General features: G+C 31.4%; 15 protein-coding genes and 1 other RNA gene. 5 read left to right on the forward strand and 11 right to left on the reverse strand.

Features of this window, described 5'->3' with window-relative positions; all coding sequences use genetic code 11:
• Positions 1-28: 28 nt before the first annotated feature.
• Positions 29-583: a sigma-70 family RNA polymerase sigma factor gene (locus tag ACYEKI_RS19760; RefSeq protein ID WP_459212940.1), complete on the reverse strand. Its 555-nt coding sequence runs from the start codon at positions 581-583 to the stop codon at positions 29-31.
• 341 nt (positions 584-924) lie between these two features.
• Entirely contained in the window at positions 925-1365 is a 441-nt protein-coding gene (locus ACYEKI_RS19765) for an Lrp/AsnC family transcriptional regulator (RefSeq protein WP_459212941.1), read from the reverse strand.
• 148 nt (positions 1366-1513) lie between these two features.
• On the opposite strand from ACYEKI_RS19765, the gene ACYEKI_RS19770 reads away from it, so the two are divergent.
• Positions 1514-1939, forward strand: coding sequence for a hypothetical protein (locus ACYEKI_RS19770; protein ID WP_459212942.1), 426 nt, complete (start codon positions 1514-1516; stop codon positions 1937-1939).
• Positions 1940-1948: 9 nt separating this feature from the next.
• On the opposite strand, the gene ACYEKI_RS19775 is transcribed toward ACYEKI_RS19770, so the two are convergent.
• From ACYEKI_RS19775 to ACYEKI_RS19810, 8 genes are all read right to left on the reverse strand, one after another.
• Positions 1949-2173 carry a DUF3820 family protein gene (locus ACYEKI_RS19775; protein WP_459212943.1) on the reverse strand — a complete coding sequence of 75 codons (225 nt, stop codon included), beginning with the start codon at positions 2171-2173 and terminating at the stop codon, positions 1949-1951.
• Between the two features lie 22 nt (positions 2174-2195).
• Positions 2196-2753 (reverse strand): DUF922 domain-containing protein, encoded by a 558-nt coding sequence (locus tag ACYEKI_RS19780; RefSeq protein ID WP_459212944.1) that lies wholly within the window; start codon positions 2751-2753, stop codon positions 2196-2198.
• 333 nt (positions 2754-3086) lie between these two features.
• Positions 3087-5207, reverse strand: a complete 2121-nt coding sequence (locus ACYEKI_RS19785) for a LysM peptidoglycan-binding domain-containing protein (RefSeq protein ID WP_459212945.1) — start codon at positions 5205-5207, stop codon at positions 3087-3089.
• Between the two features lie 51 nt (positions 5208-5258).
• Positions 5259-6788, reverse strand: coding sequence for a glutamine-hydrolyzing GMP synthase (guaA, locus tag ACYEKI_RS19790; RefSeq protein WP_459212946.1), 1530 nt, complete (start codon positions 6786-6788; stop codon positions 5259-5261).
• Between the two features lie 152 nt (positions 6789-6940).
• The gene (gene rny, locus ACYEKI_RS19795; RefSeq protein ID WP_459212947.1) at positions 6941-8506 is read right to left on the reverse strand and encodes a ribonuclease Y; all 1566 of its coding nucleotides are present in this window, start codon (positions 8504-8506) and stop codon (positions 6941-6943) included.
• A gap of 49 nt (positions 8507-8555) precedes the next feature.
• A non-coding RNA gene (gene ssrS / locus ACYEKI_RS19800) (6S RNA) lies at positions 8556-8664 on the reverse strand.
• 54 nt (positions 8665-8718) lie between these two features.
• Positions 8719-9009, reverse strand: a complete 291-nt coding sequence (locus ACYEKI_RS19805) for a cell division protein ZapA (RefSeq protein ID WP_459212948.1) — start codon at positions 9007-9009, stop codon at positions 8719-8721.
• Between the two features lie 7 nt (positions 9010-9016).
• Positions 9017-9307, reverse strand: a complete 291-nt coding sequence (locus tag ACYEKI_RS19810; protein ID WP_459212949.1) for a hypothetical protein — start codon at positions 9305-9307, stop codon at positions 9017-9019.
• A gap of 170 nt (positions 9308-9477) precedes the next feature.
• On the opposite strand from ACYEKI_RS19810, the gene ACYEKI_RS19815 reads away from it, so the two are divergent.
• The 3 genes from ACYEKI_RS19815 to ACYEKI_RS19825 all read left to right on the forward strand — a co-directional run bounded on the left by ACYEKI_RS19815 (position 9478) and on the right by ACYEKI_RS19825 (position 14909).
• Positions 9478-11169, forward strand: coding sequence for a M23 family metallopeptidase (locus tag ACYEKI_RS19815; protein ID WP_459212950.1), 1692 nt, complete (start codon positions 9478-9480; stop codon positions 11167-11169).
• A 12-nt stretch (positions 11170-11181) separates the two neighbouring features.
• Positions 11182-13650 carry a TonB-dependent receptor gene (locus ACYEKI_RS19820; RefSeq protein WP_459212951.1) on the forward strand — a complete coding sequence of 823 codons (2469 nt, stop codon included), beginning with the start codon at positions 11182-11184 and terminating at the stop codon, positions 13648-13650.
• Positions 13651-13733: 83 nt separating this feature from the next.
• Positions 13734-14909, forward strand: a complete 1176-nt coding sequence (locus ACYEKI_RS19825; RefSeq protein WP_459212952.1) for an ATP-grasp domain-containing protein — start codon at positions 13734-13736, stop codon at positions 14907-14909.
• Here ACYEKI_RS19825 and ACYEKI_RS19830 read toward each other — a convergent pair.
• Positions 14902-16050, reverse strand: coding sequence for a cysteine desulfurase family protein (locus ACYEKI_RS19830; protein WP_459212953.1), 1149 nt, complete (start codon positions 16048-16050; stop codon positions 14902-14904). The two genes, ACYEKI_RS19825 and ACYEKI_RS19830, sit on opposite strands and share 8 nt — an antisense overlap.
• Before the next feature lie 166 nt (positions 16051-16216).
• Between ACYEKI_RS19830 and ACYEKI_RS19835 the strand changes: the two genes are divergently transcribed.
• Complete coding sequence (locus ACYEKI_RS19835; RefSeq protein ID WP_459212954.1) at positions 16217-17137, forward strand: hypothetical protein; 921 nt, start codon at positions 16217-16219, stop codon at positions 17135-17137.

Genomic DNA, 17137 nt, shown 5'->3' on the forward strand with positions numbered 1-17137 from the left:
CTGAAAAATTCTTAATCAAATTCTCTTATTAAAATCGACAGCAGATCTTACATAATGCCTTCTCTTTTATTTCCCCTACTAACTTTCCTTCTTTATTTAATTTATAATCACAACAATCCATATATCCTTTAATAATTAATTTCCTTCCTCGTTGTATTTGTGATTTAACTGTTGCTAATGGTAGGTTTAATTGTTCTGCAATCGTACTTTGTTTCAGTCCTTCTATATCTGACAAATACAATGGAATCCTATATTTTTCTGGTAAATTTTTAATAAGTCCTGGTAAGCAATCTTTTTCTGTATGTGTTTCTTCTTCCTCTATTGTCGTATCGGTTTCTAGATATTGTTCGTCTAGAGCTATTGCTTTTTTAGATTTTTTCAGAAAATCATACGTAATATTTCTTGCTATACTAAATAACCATGATTTTAACTTAGCTTCATCTTGAAGTTGTTCTTTATGTAAATGTACTTTAGTAAATACTTCTTGTACAATATCTTTGGTGATATCTGAATCTTTGATTTTACTATAAATAAAACGTTCTATATCTTCTTTATATATATTCCAAATATCATCTGTATTCATATACCTATATTATTACAAAATCGAGACATATTCATATCTCGATTTTTAATTATGCTATGAGTTACAACTCATTAATTCTTTACATTCTTTATGCACAATTGCACCCAGAAGATTCACAACTGATATTTGAACAGTTTGCACAGTTTCCTTCTAAACAACTTGGACAGGTACAATTACACCCTTTATTTAAAATCATAATATCATTTTTTTACGTTAATACATCTATAAGACTTTCAATTGCCAAAAAAGATGCATAATTTCTTTATAAATTTACGAAAAAAACATCCTTGTTATACTGTTTTAACTACCAAATAATAACAATGAGTTTAAATGATATCCTTTTAAATTTCTCTTATCGGAGCTTCTTCTATTACATTAGATAATACTATATGGGTTTTGGTTTCACCATAGGCTATTAATTTGTCTATAAGATGTTCTAAATGTAATTGATCTCTTAATACCACTTCTAAAACGATATTTTCGTGACCCGTAATTCTATAACAATTAATTACTTCTTTTAAGGATGTAACCATAGTTAAAAAAGGTTTCAATTTTCCCATAAAAGCTCTTAAAGTAATAATTGCTTTAAGCTGGTATCCTACTGGAGTATACGCAATTTGGGCTTTGTATCCATTAATAATTCCGTAATCTTCCATTTTTTTTATACGCTCAGCTACAGCAGGTGAACTTAATCCTATTTTTCTTCCAATCTCTGCATTAGATTGTCTTGCATTTTTTTGTAAAAGATTTAATATTTTCCAACCCAGTTCATCAACCTTCATTATTAATGTTTTTATAGTATATACCTTATTATTTATCCTAAAATAATCTTTTCACTTTAAATAATAAAGTTAATAAAGATGAAATGTTGTTAATTTTGAAACATAACTCAACACTCAATATACTCTATCGATATGATAGGTTATTATCATGAATAACTATAATTTATATAAAGAAGAATCTTCTCAAGATGTCACAAAACTTCCTTTATACATGAAAGCTTTGGATATCTTTAAACTAAATAGAAGTTTGGTTGCTGCTACTTCAGAAGTTCGCTCTCTTGATGAATTAGATCATACTGCGTCTAGAATGAATAGAAGATTAAGTAATTTAATCACTACAGGTTTATTATTAATTAAACATATAGCTCTAGCCGAAACTTCTAGAAATACTCATACTAAAGCGCAATATATAGCTAGCGTTGAATTTTATATATCAAGTATTGAGGCTGATTATTATGCTTTAAAACAAGCTCTAATTCACAGAGAACCTAAAATAACAAAACTTCTAACCTCAGAGATTAAAAGTTTAAAAGAGTTGCATTGGACATGGTCCAAACGCTATAAAAAAATCTAATTTTAATTATTACATTTTTCTCAGGTTTCTAATTAAATGTTCCAATCCATTGCATTTAATTTCATAAATCGTTTGCAATTGTTGGCCTAAAACACCTTTAGGAAATCCTTTTTGCTGGTACCAAACTATATAATGTTCTGGTAAGTCAATCAAATCATAATCTTTATACTTACCGTAAGGCATTTTGGCTTTAGCCAATTTTAACAAAAAATCCTTTTGAGGTTTTACATCCATAGTATCTCACTACACTTCAATATTATCGTCTTCTTCTTACTCTTTTTTCAAATTTCTGGTAGTATACTAAAAGGTTTTTCACTTTTTTCTCCCACTTTTTCTGGGCTTCTTCATTTTTAGAATGATCTGTTTCTTCATCGTATTGTTCTTGCATTTCACTACGTAAACGCTCTACGATTTTATACATTCTTTTAAGATCTTTCTTTATATCTTTTTCTTTTTCTACTTGATATTCACTTAACCGTTTTCTCATGATTCTTGCATGAAGCTCAGAAATATCAAAATGCAATTGCTCATGTGCCAAAAGGTATTCATTCTTTTCATTTTCTTTTACCCATGATAATAATGGATAGCAAAAGCTATCTACATCATATGTAAAATCAGGAACACCACCTTCTTTATTATAAGACCAATGATATGTAACTCCAGTATTTACGCTAGCAGCAAAAGAACTATTTCTTTTGGGTTTACCTCTAAAGTCACTCCACTCTAAAGTACTTTTTTCACTATACGAGAATTTTTCATAAGATTCTTTATTTGTAAACAATATTACGCTAAGTAAAATAATAAGTTTATTCATAATTATCTCAATTATGGCCAATTTACGGTTAAGTTCTTCTTTTTATAAGAATAATTAAAAACTGGGTATTGTTTCAATTATCCTTTTTTGATTTACTGGAAGATTGCATTAATGCCTTAATTGATTTAAATACTCTTAACGAGAACTTACTTTCTCGATAGCCTTTAAAACTTTGATTTCTCCCAAATCTTTTTTTATTATTAAGAATAAAAATCCATAGTCAGTTTTACTTTTTTTTAAAAGTAATCTTACCATTTCATTAAAATTCCTAATATGTTCTTCTTATTTTATTCTTGCCCCCTATGATGAAATATACAACATTTATACGATTTATTATTCTACAACTGTAAGTTTTAGATTTTCATCATATTTTACAATATACATTGCTTTGTTATAATATCCTCCTAATAATTTTTTTGAGTAACAAAACTTATTTTCTACATATTCTGTAGTTCCCCCATAAGCACTTGCTTCAAATAAATTATTAGCTGTTCCTAATCTCATTAATATATCATACATGATATCAAATCCTCTTACAGCAAACTGATTAGGAATATTACCATTATTTTCTTTTTTATAGCGCTCTATAAAATTCTTCATCAATGTACCATCATATTCTCTATCTATTGATGGATAATGAAAACGTAATCTCAATAAATCTTGATTACTTATATTATCATTTTCAAAAGCTCTATTCTTATTTGTTGTAAATAATGTTACTTTATGCGTTTCTGCTTTAGCATTAAGGTATGTTATTACATTACTTACATAAGCTACATCATTTGATTCTAAAAATACCCAATTAGGTCTATTCTTATCCAAAACTTTAACAACATCTGTTGCATACAAGAAGCCTCCTTTACGCATTTCTATAACTTTAGCTTCTGGAAACTTAGCTTTAAGTTTATTTTTTATTTCTTCATGCTTCTTATCTGCAATAATAATCATATTTTTTGACAATGAATCTTTTGCTGCATATGATATTATTTTATCTTGAAGCATTACATCTGTCGGACGAGTTTGGAAAAAATTACTATAAAGTTTTGATTCTTTTTTAGATATAGGCGAAACAACAGGTATATCGTACTTTTTTAATTCTCCTGCAACAAATTCTACATTCTTCTGATATAATGGTCCTATTACAACATCTATCTCACTAAAATCATTGGTATTGATAATTCTTCTTAAATTATCTTCATCATTATTTTTATGTGTATCAAAGATTTGTATTTCTGTACTAATTCCTTTCTGCTTAGCTGAATCTAACGCTATCAATACTCCGCTATAAAAATCTAACGCAATACGTAAATTTCTTTTACTTTTAAGAGTAGCTTCTGCTTCTTCTGTTATTGAAGCATCAAAAGCATTTAGTCCAAAAGGAAGCATTAGAGCAACCTTTTTTGTTCTAAAATTATATAGTTTTTCTTCTAAGTTTACTTTTTGACCTTCTTCAAAAACAAAGGCTAATGAATCTGCACTCTTAGGTATCGTTAATACCATCCCCTCTTTTAATCCTTCTTTAAGATGTGGGTTTATTTGTAATAGAGAATCCGAAGAAATATTTAATCTCTTTAATAAACTATACATCGTATCTTTAGGCGGTACTTGATACAACTCAAATCCTTCTGGTATTACATCTGGTGTAACTTCTGGAACTGTTATTTCCATTCCTATAGGTAAAGTTTCCCCCATTTCTGGATTCAACTTTTCTAATTCTTGAGTTGTAATTCTATGCTGCCTAGCAATACTAAATTTAGTTTCGCCTGGTTGTATTGTATATTTCTTAAATGTAGGTGTGCTTTGTCCTTCACCCGCTGCTACATTTTTATAAATCGGAATTTTAATTTCTTCTCTTTTGCGTATTTTTCTAGAATACAACTCTCTATTGTATTTCTTAATATCATCAATACTCACATTATACAATTGTGAGATACTGAATAATGTCTCTTTACGTCTTACTTTATGAATCTTAAATTCTGGTTCAACTTGTGCAGTTGAAATATTTTCTGCAAAATCAAAGCTATTTATGATAGTATCTACCTCATCTTGAACTTTTTCTTCTTTAGTCATTTTAGCTACGCGTAGTACCTGTCCTAACTGTATTCCGTTTTTAGTTTCAGGATTCAGTTCATAAATAGCTTCGACAGTAGTATTGTAGCGTTTAGCAATATTATAGACCGTATCACCAGCTGCAACTACATGGGTCTTATAACTAATTTCTGGCGTTTTATCTAATTCTACTATAAGAGGTATTGTTAATACTTCTCCTAATTGAATACTTTCTTTAGCATTTGGATTTAACGCATAGATTGCACCTTTGGTTACATTATACTTCTCTGCTAATGTAAATACTGTTTCGCCTTCGGCTACTGTATGTTTTACAAATTTTTGCTGTGCATTAGCAATTGATATTATGTTTAAAAAAAATAAAAAAGATACAAAAATACGTTTCATGCTGTCTAGTTTAATTATTGATGCTACCAAAAACAAGCTTTTATTTATTATTTATTCCCACTCTATAGTTGCTGGTGGTTTAGAGCTGATATCGTATACTACTCTATTAACGCCTTTTACTTTATTTATTATATCATTTGATACTTTTTGTAAAAACTCGTAAGGTAAGTTTACCCAATCAGCTGTCATTCCGTCTGTACTTTCTACAGCTCTTAACGCCACACATTTTTCATAAGTACGTTCATCTCCCATTACTCCTACACTATTAACTGGTAATAGTATTGCTCCTGCTTGCCATACCTTATTATACAATCCGTTTTCTTTAAGAGCATTAATAAAAACTGCATCTACTTCTTGCAAAATACCTACTTTTTCTGGAGTAATATCTCCTAAGATACGAATTGCTAATCCTGGACCAGGAAATGGATGTCGTCCTAACAATTCTGGATCTATTCCCATAGAAGCACCTACTCGTCTTACTTCATCTTTAAATAACATACGCAAAGGCTCTACCACTTTTAATTTCATATAATCTGGCAATCCTCCTACATTATGATGTGATTTTATAGTTACCGATGGTCCATTTACAGAAACTGATTCTATCACATCTGGATAGATTGTTCCTTGAGCTAACCATTTTGCATCTTCAATCTGACTTGATTCATCATCAAAAACATCTATAAAAACACGTCCTATTGCTTTACGCTTTTTTTCAGGATCACTTTCTCCTGCTAGAGCTTCCAAAAAGCGTGCCGAAGCATCAACTCCTTTAACGTTAAGCCCCATGCCTTCATATTGTGTTAAAACACTTTCAAATTCATTTTTGCGTAATAATCCATTATTTACAAAAATACAGTGTAAATTCTTTCCTATAGCTTTATGCAGTAAGATTGCTGCTACAGTAGAGTCAACTCCTCCGCTCAAGCCTAAAACAACCTTATCTTTACCTATTTTCTCTTTTAATTCTTGCACTGTAGCTTCAACAAAAGAATTTGGAGTCCAATTAGGTGTTATAGCTGCTATTTTTATTAAAAAGTTTTCTAATAATAATTTTCCATCTGTTGAGTGATATACCTCTGGGTGAAATTGAATAGCATAGGTAGTTTCTCCTTCTATTCTATACGCTGCATTTGCCACGTCATGTGTACTTGCTAATTGCACACCTCCTGTAGGTAATGTTTTAATTGTATCACTATGGCTCATCCATACTTGAGAACCTTGATTAATGCCTTCAAAAAACACTTCTCCTTCTTTTACAAAAGAAAGATTTGCTCTACCGTATTCTCTTGTATTAGATGGTGCTACTTCTCCACCACTAAAATGTGCTAGATATTGAGCTCCATAACATACAGCTAAAAGAGGTTTCTTTCCCCTTATTTCTGATAGATCAGGATGAGGCGCATCTTCACTTCTTACAGAAAATGGTGATCCTGATAGAATTACGGCTTTAAAGGTTGATAAATTGTCTGGTATCTTGTGATACGGATGTATTTCACAATAGATATTAAGCTCTCGAACACGTCTTGCTATGAGTTGTGTGTATTGAGATCCGAAGTCGAGAATTAGTACATTGTTTTGCATAAGCAAAAATAGTATTTAATTGAAAACTCAAAAATCCAAAGGTGATATTTTTTAGGGATTTTTTAAACACTATTCTTAACAAGAAAAGGAATAAAAAAAGGTTCGATAAAAATGATTTTACCGAACCTCTTCACTCGTTTATATTTTACAGCTTATTTGGCAATATTTACTGCTCTTGTTTCTCGTATTACAGTAATTTTAACTTGCCCAGGATAAGTCATATCAGTTTGAATTTTCTGAGAAATCTCAAATGATAGTGTTGCAGCCTTTTCATCGCTTACTTTTTCGCTTTCAACAATTACACGCAGTTCTCTACCAGCCTGAATTGCATATGCTTTTTTCACTCCGCTAAAACCAAATGCAATTTCTTCAAGATCTTTTAAACGTTGGATATACGAATCTAACACTTGTCTTCTTGCTCCAGGTCTTGCTCCACTAATCGCATCACAAACTTGTACAATAGGAGATAATAATGATGTCATCTCTATCTCATCATGGTGTGCTCCAATAGCGTTACAAACTTCTGCTTTTTCACCATATTTTTCTGCCCATTGCATACCTAAGATAGCGTGAGGAACCTCAGTTTCTGTTTCAGGAACTTTTCCTATATCGTGTAATAATCCAGCTCTCTTGGCTAATTTAGGATTCAATCCAAGTTCTGCTGCCATTACACCACATAATTTAGCAACCTCTCTAGAGTGTTGTAGTAGGTTTTGTCCATAAGAAGAACGATATTTCATTCTACCTATTGTTTTAATTAATTCTGGATGTACTCCATGAATTCCTAAATCAATAACAGTACGCTTACCTACTTCTATAATTTCTTCTTCAATCTGTTTACGAGTTTTACGAACCACCTCTTCAATTCTTGCAGGGTGAATACGACCATCTGTCACTAATTTGTGTAAAGATAATCTAGCAATCTCTCTACGTACAGCATCAAAACAAGAAAGGATAATTGCTTCTGGAGTATCGTCTACGATAATTTCTACTCCTGTCGCAGCTTCAATTGCTCTAATGTTTCTACCTTCACGACCAATAATACGCCCTTTTACATCATCACTCTCTATATTGAATACAGATACACAATTCTCTATAGCTTCTTCTGTACCTATACGTTGAATCGTATTGATAATTACTTTTTTTGCTTCTTGCTGTGCTGTAAGCTTAGCTTCTTCAATAGTACTTTGGATATGCCCCATTGCATCCGCTTTTGCCTGCTCTTTTAGCGATTCTACTAATTGCTCTCTAGCTTCTTCTGCAGATAATCCTGAAATCACTTCGAGTTGCTCTACTTTACTACGGTGAAGTTTTTTTATTTCAGCCTGCTTTTTTTCTAGAAATTCGTTTCTATGTTCGTAATCTTTTATTTTATCATCTAAAGCAGCATTTAATTTTTTATTCTTAGATAATTCGCTAGAAACTTGAGACTCTTTATCACGAGTTCTCTTCTCGGCATCTGCCATCTTTTTATCTCTACCTAAGATTACTTTTTCATGCTCAGCTTTAAGCTCTATAAATTTTTCTTTGGCTTGTAAGATTTTATCTTTTTTGATACTCTCTCCTTCATTTTTAGCATCTCTAATAATAGTCGACGCCGTTTTTTGAGCATCTTTAATCATCTCTGAAGCTTTATTTTTCTCCAAAATTTTGGCTATCGTAAATCCAATCGCTAATCCAGCTATCAATGCTATAACCAAAAACACAATGTTCTCCATAATTGTTAGTTTGTCTATAAAAAAAGCCTGTACTAGTTGTGGTTTGTATAAACTCTGTAAAAACAGGTTTAGGGCTAACCAGCTGCTTGAAAATCCGTAACGGAGACGGCACGCTCTTACAACTAAAACTCACCCTTTTTAAATAATTCTTGTTGAGTTTATCAAAAAAATAACCAGTACAGGCAGTAACCTTTGTTTATATTAATGAACGTTTATGACAAATTCTTGTCTAACAAATCATTCAAATAATTGAGTTTTTTTGTTAGATCAATTTCATCACTATTTTTATCTATCACTCTTTGTTCTGCTTGAGAGGCAAACTGTAAAGCGCACATCGCTAATACATCTTGTTTATCTCTTACAGCATAACTTTGCTCATATTGCTTAATCATATTATCAATCTTCTTTGCTGCTTTACGCAATCCTTCTTCTTGTTCTGGTTGTATCGTTAATGGATACACTCTATCTGCTATTGATAATTTAATCCTAAGCTTTTCTGCCATATATATGTTACTCTGAGAGTTGTGCTATACACAAATCTATTTCTTTTATTAAGGCGTTTATCTTGAGCTTTGTTTCTCTTTTATATTCGTCACTGCCAAGCATTGCGTTTGCATTTTTAAGTGCACTAAACTTTTCTTCCCAGTGTCTTATTTGCTCTGTTTTAAGATCAGAATGTGATTTTACAGTTTTCAATTCTTTTACCAATAGCATATTCTGTTGTTCAAGTTTTTTTTGCTTGTACAACAGTTTTTTTATCCTATCTTCAAGAGCGTCAACTATTTTTATCAAATCACTCATCACTTTATTTCACAATACTTCCGCTCACAAAGTTAACATACCTATTGTAAAAACCCAATAGTTTTTACACTAATTTTATTTTACTTTACAACTCTTTAATTTATAAGGTTTTATTTTTTTAGGGATTTGTAGGTCTCTTTTTAATTCTAAAATATTTACATTTACAGCCTATGCGTACACTTATTTTTTTATTAGTTTTTATACCTTATTGGAGCGTATTTTCGCAAAGTAAAATCCCAGTAAATGACTTTAAAAATCCATTGGATATTTCGTTAGTACTTTCTGGAACATTTGGAGAGTTACGATCTAATCATTTCCACTCTGGATTGGATATTAAAACACAACAACGCCAGGGGTTAAAAGTTTATGCTTCTGCTACAGGATATGTAAGTCGTATCAAAATATCTCATTTTGGTTATGGCAAAGCGCTTTATGTAAAACATCCTAATGGCTATACTACTGTATATGCTCATTTAAAAAAGTTCTCTCCCGAGATCGAAGCTTATGTAAAGAAAAGACAGTATGCTAAAGAATCTTATGAGATCGAACTCTTCCCTAAAAGTAGTGACCTAAAAGTTACTCAAGGAACTGTAATTGCTTATAGTGGTAATAGTGGTGGTAGTGGCGGACCTCACCTTCATTTTGAAATTAGAGATGGTGCTTCTAGACCTATGAATCCTATGCAGTTTGGTATAGATATTAAAGATACAAAAAAGCCTATCATCGGAGCTATTTGGGGATATTCCTTAAGTGATAGTGCTCATATCAACCAAAATCAAAAACCACAAAAACTTAGGCTTATTCCACAAAAAGATGGTACGTATAAAACAGCTCCTATCAAAGCTTGCGGAAGAATAGGTTTTGGAATTGTAACTTCTGACCAGCAAGATTTAGCTTATAATAAAAATGGTATTTATACCATTACTACCGATATTAATGGAGAAAAGAATTTTGAGCTCAATATGAAGCGTTTTTCTTTTTCTGAGACTAGATATATCAATCGTATGATTGATTACTCTTTTTTTAAACGGTATAAAAGCAGAATAACTAAACTTTTTGTACAAGAGAATAATCCTCTTAGCATTTATTCTAATACTGTCGATGATGGTATTATTACTGTTGCCGACTCTTTATCCTATACTATATGTGTTACTGTTAAAGATTATAAAGGAAATACAACTCTTGTTAAGATTCCTATTCAGGGAGAATCTCCTAAAAATCTTATCAAGGAAAAAGTTGAAAAAACTAACTACTGGGCAAGAGCTGATCAGAACTTTGTTTATAATGAAGGTATCGTTGACGTGTTTATCCCTAAAGGAAGTTTATATGACAATGAGTACTTAAATATTAGTACCACTGGCGAAACTTTAAAATTACATAATAATCGTACTCCTTTACATAAAAACATAACCATAGCTTTTGATGTTTCTAAATATAGTGCTAAACATAAAAAGCAATTATACATAGCTAGATTAGGGTTTAAAAAAGAGCCTTTATATAGTAAAACTAAAAAAAGAGCTAACCGCTTTACTACGCATACCAGAAATTTTGGTACTTACTCTCTATTTGTAGATAGCATACCGCCTATAATCAAACCTATTAATGTGACTCCAAAAAAATGGATGTCAAAATCCAAAACACTCAAAGTGAAGATAGATGATAGTGATTCTGGTATTAAAAGTTATCGTGCTACTATTAATGGTAAGTTTATTTTAATGGAGTATGATTACAAAACTGGACTATTAGTTTATGATTTTAATGATAAGATTATAGCCGAGTCAGAAAATAATTTTAAACTTATCGTGTTAGATAATGTAGGAAATAATAGTACATTTGAGACTACTTTTTTTAGAAAACAATAAAACTCGACTTACTTGAAAAAATCATATACCCTTCTGTTTCTTAGTTTTTTATTTTCATGTTACGTTGCCATAGGCCAAACTGCCATTGTAAAAGGTGTCGTTCTTGATGAAAACAAAGTACCTGTTCCTGCTGTAAATGTTTCTACTACGACATTGGGAACTCAAACTAACGAAAACGGAGTGTATATATTAGAAATTCCTTCTGATACTGATGTAATTATAAAAATTTCTCACTTAGGATTTAAGGATTTTGTTTTTACTATTAATTTAAAAAATCAACAGCAATACGAGCTTAATCCTATTTTAAAAACTGATATTCAACAAATAAGCGAAGTTGTTATTACTGGTAGAGAACGTAAAACTATAGAAGGAATTACTACGCTTGACCCAGAAACAATACGTCTTACTCCTTCTGCTAATCCTGGTGTAGAAGGTTTATTAAAAACATTACCTGGTGTAAGTTCTAATAACGAATTGAGTACACAGTATACTGTACGTGGAGGGAATTATGATGAAAACTTAGTATATGTAAATGAAATCGAAGTTTATCGTCCTTTTTTAATTCGTTCTGGTCAACAAGAAGGTTTAAGTTTTGTCAATACAGATCTAGTTCGTAATGTAAATTTCTCTGCTGGTGGATTTCAAGCAAAATATGGAGATAAGCTTTCTTCTGTTCTTGACATCACCTATAGAAGACCTACTCGATTAGAAGCAGGTGCTAATCTAAGTTTATTAGGCGGAAGTGTTTATGCTGGAGGAATTACAAAAGATAAAAAATTAACGGCTGTAGTTGGAGCCCGTTATAGAGATAATAGCTTACTAGTTGATGCAAGGCAAACTGAATCTAATTTCCAGCCTGTTTTTGCAGATATTCAAACTTATTTATCTTATAATTTCTCAAAAAAATTCGAATTAGGATTCTTAGGTAATTTGGCTATTAATCGTTATGATTATGAACCTCTCACTAGACAAACAAATTTTGGTACTTTACAAAACCCTATCGCTTTAATCGTTTTTTATGAAGGTCAAGAAAAAGATCGTTATGACACTTATTTTGGAGCCTTAAAAGGCACATATCAAGTTAATGAAAATCTTACCTTAAAATTAATTGCTTCTGGATACCAAACTCAAGAACAGGAATACTTTGACATCTTAGCACAATATCGTTTAGGAACTGTCAATACCAATATCGGAGATGAAAACCTTGGAGAAGTAGAATTTAGTGAAGGGATAGGATCTCAATTAACACATGCAAGAAATGACCTTGATGCTTTAATTTTTAATGCTGAGCATAAAGGAACTTATACTGCTGGTGATCATCAAATAGATTGGGGTGTTAAATACACAGTTGAAGACATTAGAGATCGTATTCAAGAATTTGAAGTTATTGACTCTGCAGGTTTTTCTATTCGTCCACCATTTCCTGATTTAATAAATGACCAACCGTATAACCCTAATATTAGTCCTATTGTTCCTTTTACTAGTGTAAGAGCTATTAATAAAGTTAAAATTGATCGTGTTTCGGGTTATGGACAATACAGTTATAAAACCGAATTTAACGATAATAAACTATGGGTTAATGCAGGTGCACGTGTGCATAATTGGTCTGTAAGTGGTGACAATATAGCTCCTAGTTCTAGTCAAACTACTATAAGTCCTAGAGCTCAAATTGCTTATAAACCTAATTGGGAAAAAGATATGATTTTCCGTTTGGCTGGAGGATTCTATCACCAACCTCCTTTTTATAGAGAATTACGAGACTCTTTAGGAATAGTAAGACCTAATGTCAAAGCGCAACAATCTACTCACATAGTTCTAGGTAATGATTATAGCTTCAAATTATGGAATCGTCCATTTAAATTAGTGTCTGAAGCGTATTATAAAAAACTAACGGATGTAAATCCTTATACTATAGAAAATGTACGTATACGCTACCGTGCACGTAATAATGCCGAAGCTTATGCCTATGGTTTAGACATGCGTTTAAATGGTGAATTTGTACCTGGTACAGAAAGTTGGGTAAGTTTTGGTTACCTTAAAACTGAAGAAAACATTGATGATCGTGGGTATATTTCTAGACCTACTGATCAACGATTAAAATTTGGAGTTCTTTTTCAAGATTATGTACCTACTATTCCTAATTTAAAAATGTATTTAAATCTTGTTTATAATACAGGTGTTCCTGGTGGTTCTCCTAGTTATGCAGACCCTTATAATTATCAAACGCGTTTGCCTGATTATCGTAGAGCCGATCTAGGAATCTCTTATGTGATTGTAGATCAAAATAATCGTAAAAAAGAAGGTAGTTTCTTTAACAATTTTAGAGAATTAAATTTAGGATTCGAAATTTTCAATCTATTTGATAATCAAAATTCGATCACCAATACCTTTGTTAGAGATGCTTCTAGTAAAGTACAATATGCAATTCCTAACTTTTTAACTTCTCGTGTATTTAATGTACGATTAGGAATGAAGTTTTAACCATAATTTTAACACGGCTTAAACACAAGATTTGCTGCTTTTTTTAGAATATTGAAAACTCTAGTGACTTAATAGATTTTTTGATGATTCTTTTAGACAAACCTTTTGTTTCAGATTTTTTTAAACAAACTATACTAACTCATAAGCTGCCTGTTGTTCAAACAGCTATTGCAGAAGATATATTGGCCGAGTACTCAGATATTAATTTTATTTCTGAAACAAATGCTATTGAGTTGATAAAGAAGTATCCTGAGACACGTGTCTATACAAACTCTGAGAATGCTATTGGTTGGGTAGAAAATCACCTCCCTTTTTCTGTATTACCTCATCGCTTAAAACTCTTTAAAGATAAGGTTGCTTTTAGGGATTTAATAGCTCCGCTATTCCCTAATTATTTCTATAAAAAAATTGCTATTAATCTCTTAGATTCTTTAAATCCTAGTAGTATATCATATCCATTTATTATTAAACCTACAGTGGGTTTTGCTAGTATAGGTGTTTATAAGATAAATTCTCTCGAAGATTGGCAAAACACTTTACCTTATCTATATAAAGATCTAGAAACCAACAAAAACTTATATCCAAAAGAAGTTATAGATCATACTGATTTTATCATAGAAGAATGCATAGATGGAAAAGAATATGCGATAGATTGTTATTTTGATGCTCAAGGAGATGTAGTTATTCTTAATATCATGCATCATTTATTTGGGTCTGAAAAAGATGTAAGCGATCGTATTTATATTACTTCAAAAGCTATTATTGAAGAATTACTTACTCCTATGGAAACTTTCTTAAAAAAAATGGGAGTCCTAGCCTCTCTTAAGAATTTTGTATTACATATAGAGGTTAGAGTTACACCTAATGGAGAAATTATCCCTATCGAAGTTAATCCTATGCGTTTTGGAGGATGGTGTACAACAGCCGATACTGCTTATCATGCTTACGGTATTAATTTATATGAATATTATTTACACAATAAACGTCCAGATTGGGATGCTTTATTAGCTAATAAAGAGGATTTAATTTATAGCTTAATTGTATTGGATAATAATTCTGGAATTTCAGGTAATAAGATTGCTAGTTTTGATTACAAGGCCTTGGCTTCAGATTTTCATAAACCATTAGAAATAAGAAAGGTTAATTATTCCAAATTCCCTTTATTTGGTTTTCTTTTTACAGAAACACCTCAAGATAACATGGAAGAATTAACCTCTATTTTAACTTCCGATTTACGGAAATATATTCAAATTAATTAGCCATAAAGTCTTTTAAAACTTTTACAACATAATCAACTTCTTCTTTGGTATTATACTTACTAAAAGAAAAACGGATTGAAGGTTTCTTTAAATCTTCTTCTGATAGGATTTGATTTAATACATGAGACCCTGTAGTACTTCCACTTTGACAAGCACTACCTTTTGAACATGCTATTCCGTTTATGTCTAAATGAAACAATGCTATAGCTGCCTTTTCTGGTGGAATCGGTAATGCTACATTTATCAAGGTATAAGTACTATGCTCTTCGTCACAACAATTTGCATTAAACTTAACTCTTGGAATTTCGTTTTTTAACTGTGTAACAAAATAGCTCTTTATTTCTTTTACATAAGTTTTATCTTCTTCTAGATGCTCATATGCAAGACGCAATGCTTCTTCCATTCCTACTATGTTATGAACGCCTTCTGTTCCTCCTCTATATCCTCTTTCTTGTTCACCACCATAAATAAGTGGTTTTATTCCAGAATTCTTTTTAATGTAAGCAAACCCTACGCCTTTAGGTCCGTGAAATTTATGTGCACTTACAGCTGTAAAATCTACATTTAATGTTGATAAATCAACTTCTAGATGTCCTATAGACTGTACCATGTCACTATGGAATAACATCTCATATTTTTTACACAAATTACCTACACGCTCAATATCAAGAATAACTCCTACTTCATTATTAACATGCATTAAACTTACTAAAGTTTTCTCTTGAGCTTCGCTCATTAATTGCTCTAGATGTTCATAATCCACACCTCCACAATCTTTGATACGAACATAGCTTACTTTTATATTAAAGGCTGTTTCTAATTCATGTATTGTATGCAATACTGCATGGTGTTCAACTTGAGAAGATATGATATGTTTAACTCCTAAGTCTCTTACCGCACTATTTAATGCTAAATTGTCTGCTTCTGTTCCTCCAGAAGTAAATACTATTTCTGACGCCTTAACACCTAAACTTTTGGCAATGTTTTTACGTGATTGCTCTATCAGATTTTTTGCTGATCTACCAAAACCATGACTCGATGAAGGGTTACCGTAATGCTCTTGCAACACCTGAGTCATCTTCTCGATTACTTCTGGTCGTAATTGCGTTGTAGCGGCACTATCAAAATATACTTTGTTCATAAAATTTGTAGTCTGTACTTATTAATTAGGGGTATATTATTTTTTAGGTTTTCCTTAACATTAAGAGGAGTTTACCTCGACAAATCTAATTCAAATAAAATTATTTTCCATATCTTATGTTATAATCTTGCTTTTCTTTTAATTTTGTCCAAAAGCACCTATTTTGATGTACAGATTTTTATTTATTTTTTCTCTTCTTATAGGATTATATTCTTGTGATGATGGAGATATTATTGTTACAGAGTTTGATTTTGATGATATTGATCTAGAACGCTGTAATGGAGCTGGAGTAGATGAACATGTTTTTTATAAAATCAATACTTCCCTTAATGAAGCTATTGCTCTAAATTTTACTAGTCCATTTTCTGAAACACCTGTCCTTACCTTAAATGAGGTAATTACTATCACACTTTCATTATCTGAGACTACAAATCAATTGTTGTACAGAAAGTTTACAGATGCTGTGAGTGATTCTTATTTCTGCGGAAGTGTTCCTCCTAGTGATGTAACTGTTACTCAAGAACTACTTAGTACACAAGGAGAAGCTACAATAGAAACTCGTATTGCTATTATTGATGATAATGACGGAATCCCTAGTGAAGAAGAAGATCTAAATGGTAATGGAAATCTTGAAGATGACGATACAGATGGTGATGGATTACCTAATTATAGAGATCCTGACGATGATAATGACAATATCTTAACGAGTAATGAAATTCCTAACGGTATCCCTAATAATGACAATCCACGAGATACTGACGAAGATGGAATTCCAGATTACTTAGAAGCTGATGATGACAATGATGGCGTTTTAACAATTAACGAAGATATCTCTGGATCAAATAATCCTAGAGATCCATCTAATGATGAAGATGGAGATAATATTCTTAATTATCTAGATAACGATTCCAGTCCAGCTACTCCTGTATCAAACTCACCTGCACTATCAAATGCAGTAAGAATTACATATAGAACTACAGTAACTATTATTAATCTAGAATTTAATAGTACCAATAATAATTTTAATCAGAACTCATTTATTCTAGGTACAAAAGATGCTTCGGCTACAAGAACGATCACAAATTAA

Origin of the sequence: Aquimarina rhabdastrellae, from assembly GCA_947387485.1 — a bacterium.
GTDB lineage: Bacteria > Bacteroidota > Bacteroidia > Flavobacteriales > Flavobacteriaceae > Aquimarina.

Coding starts and splice junctions, on each gene's coding strand:
- ACYEKI_RS19760 (WP_459212940.1), bottom strand. CDS start 583: ATGAATACAGATGATATTTGGAATATATATAAAGAAGATATAGAACGT.
- ACYEKI_RS19765 (WP_459212941.1), bottom strand. CDS start 1,365: ATGAAGGTTGATGAACTGGGTTGGAAAATATTAAATCTTTTACAAAAA.
- ACYEKI_RS19770 (WP_459212942.1), top strand. CDS start 1,514: ATGAATAACTATAATTTATATAAAGAAGAATCTTCTCAAGATGTCACA.
- ACYEKI_RS19775 (WP_459212943.1), bottom strand. CDS start 2,173: ATGGATGTAAAACCTCAAAAGGATTTTTTGTTAAAATTGGCTAAAGCC.
- ACYEKI_RS19780 (WP_459212944.1), bottom strand. CDS start 2,753: ATGAATAAACTTATTATTTTACTTAGCGTAATATTGTTTACAAATAAA.
- ACYEKI_RS19785 (WP_459212945.1), bottom strand. CDS start 5,207: ATGAAACGTATTTTTGTATCTTTTTTATTTTTTTTAAACATAATATCA.
- guaA (WP_459212946.1), bottom strand. CDS start 6,788: ATGCAAAACAATGTACTAATTCTCGACTTCGGATCTCAATACACACAA.
- rny (WP_459212947.1), bottom strand. CDS start 8,506: ATGGAGAACATTGTGTTTTTGGTTATAGCATTGATAGCTGGATTAGCG.
- ACYEKI_RS19805 (WP_459212948.1), bottom strand. CDS start 9,009: ATGGCAGAAAAGCTTAGGATTAAATTATCAATAGCAGATAGAGTGTAT.
- ACYEKI_RS19810 (WP_459212949.1), bottom strand. CDS start 9,307: ATGAGTGATTTGATAAAAATAGTTGACGCTCTTGAAGATAGGATAAAA.
- ACYEKI_RS19815 (WP_459212950.1), top strand. CDS start 9,478: ATGCGTACACTTATTTTTTTATTAGTTTTTATACCTTATTGGAGCGTA.
- ACYEKI_RS19825 (WP_459212952.1), top strand. CDS start 13,734: ATGATTCTTTTAGACAAACCTTTTGTTTCAGATTTTTTTAAACAAACT.
- ACYEKI_RS19830 (WP_459212953.1), bottom strand. CDS start 16,050: ATGAACAAAGTATATTTTGATAGTGCCGCTACAACGCAATTACGACCA.
- ACYEKI_RS19835 (WP_459212954.1), top strand. CDS start 16,217: ATGTACAGATTTTTATTTATTTTTTCTCTTCTTATAGGATTATATTCT.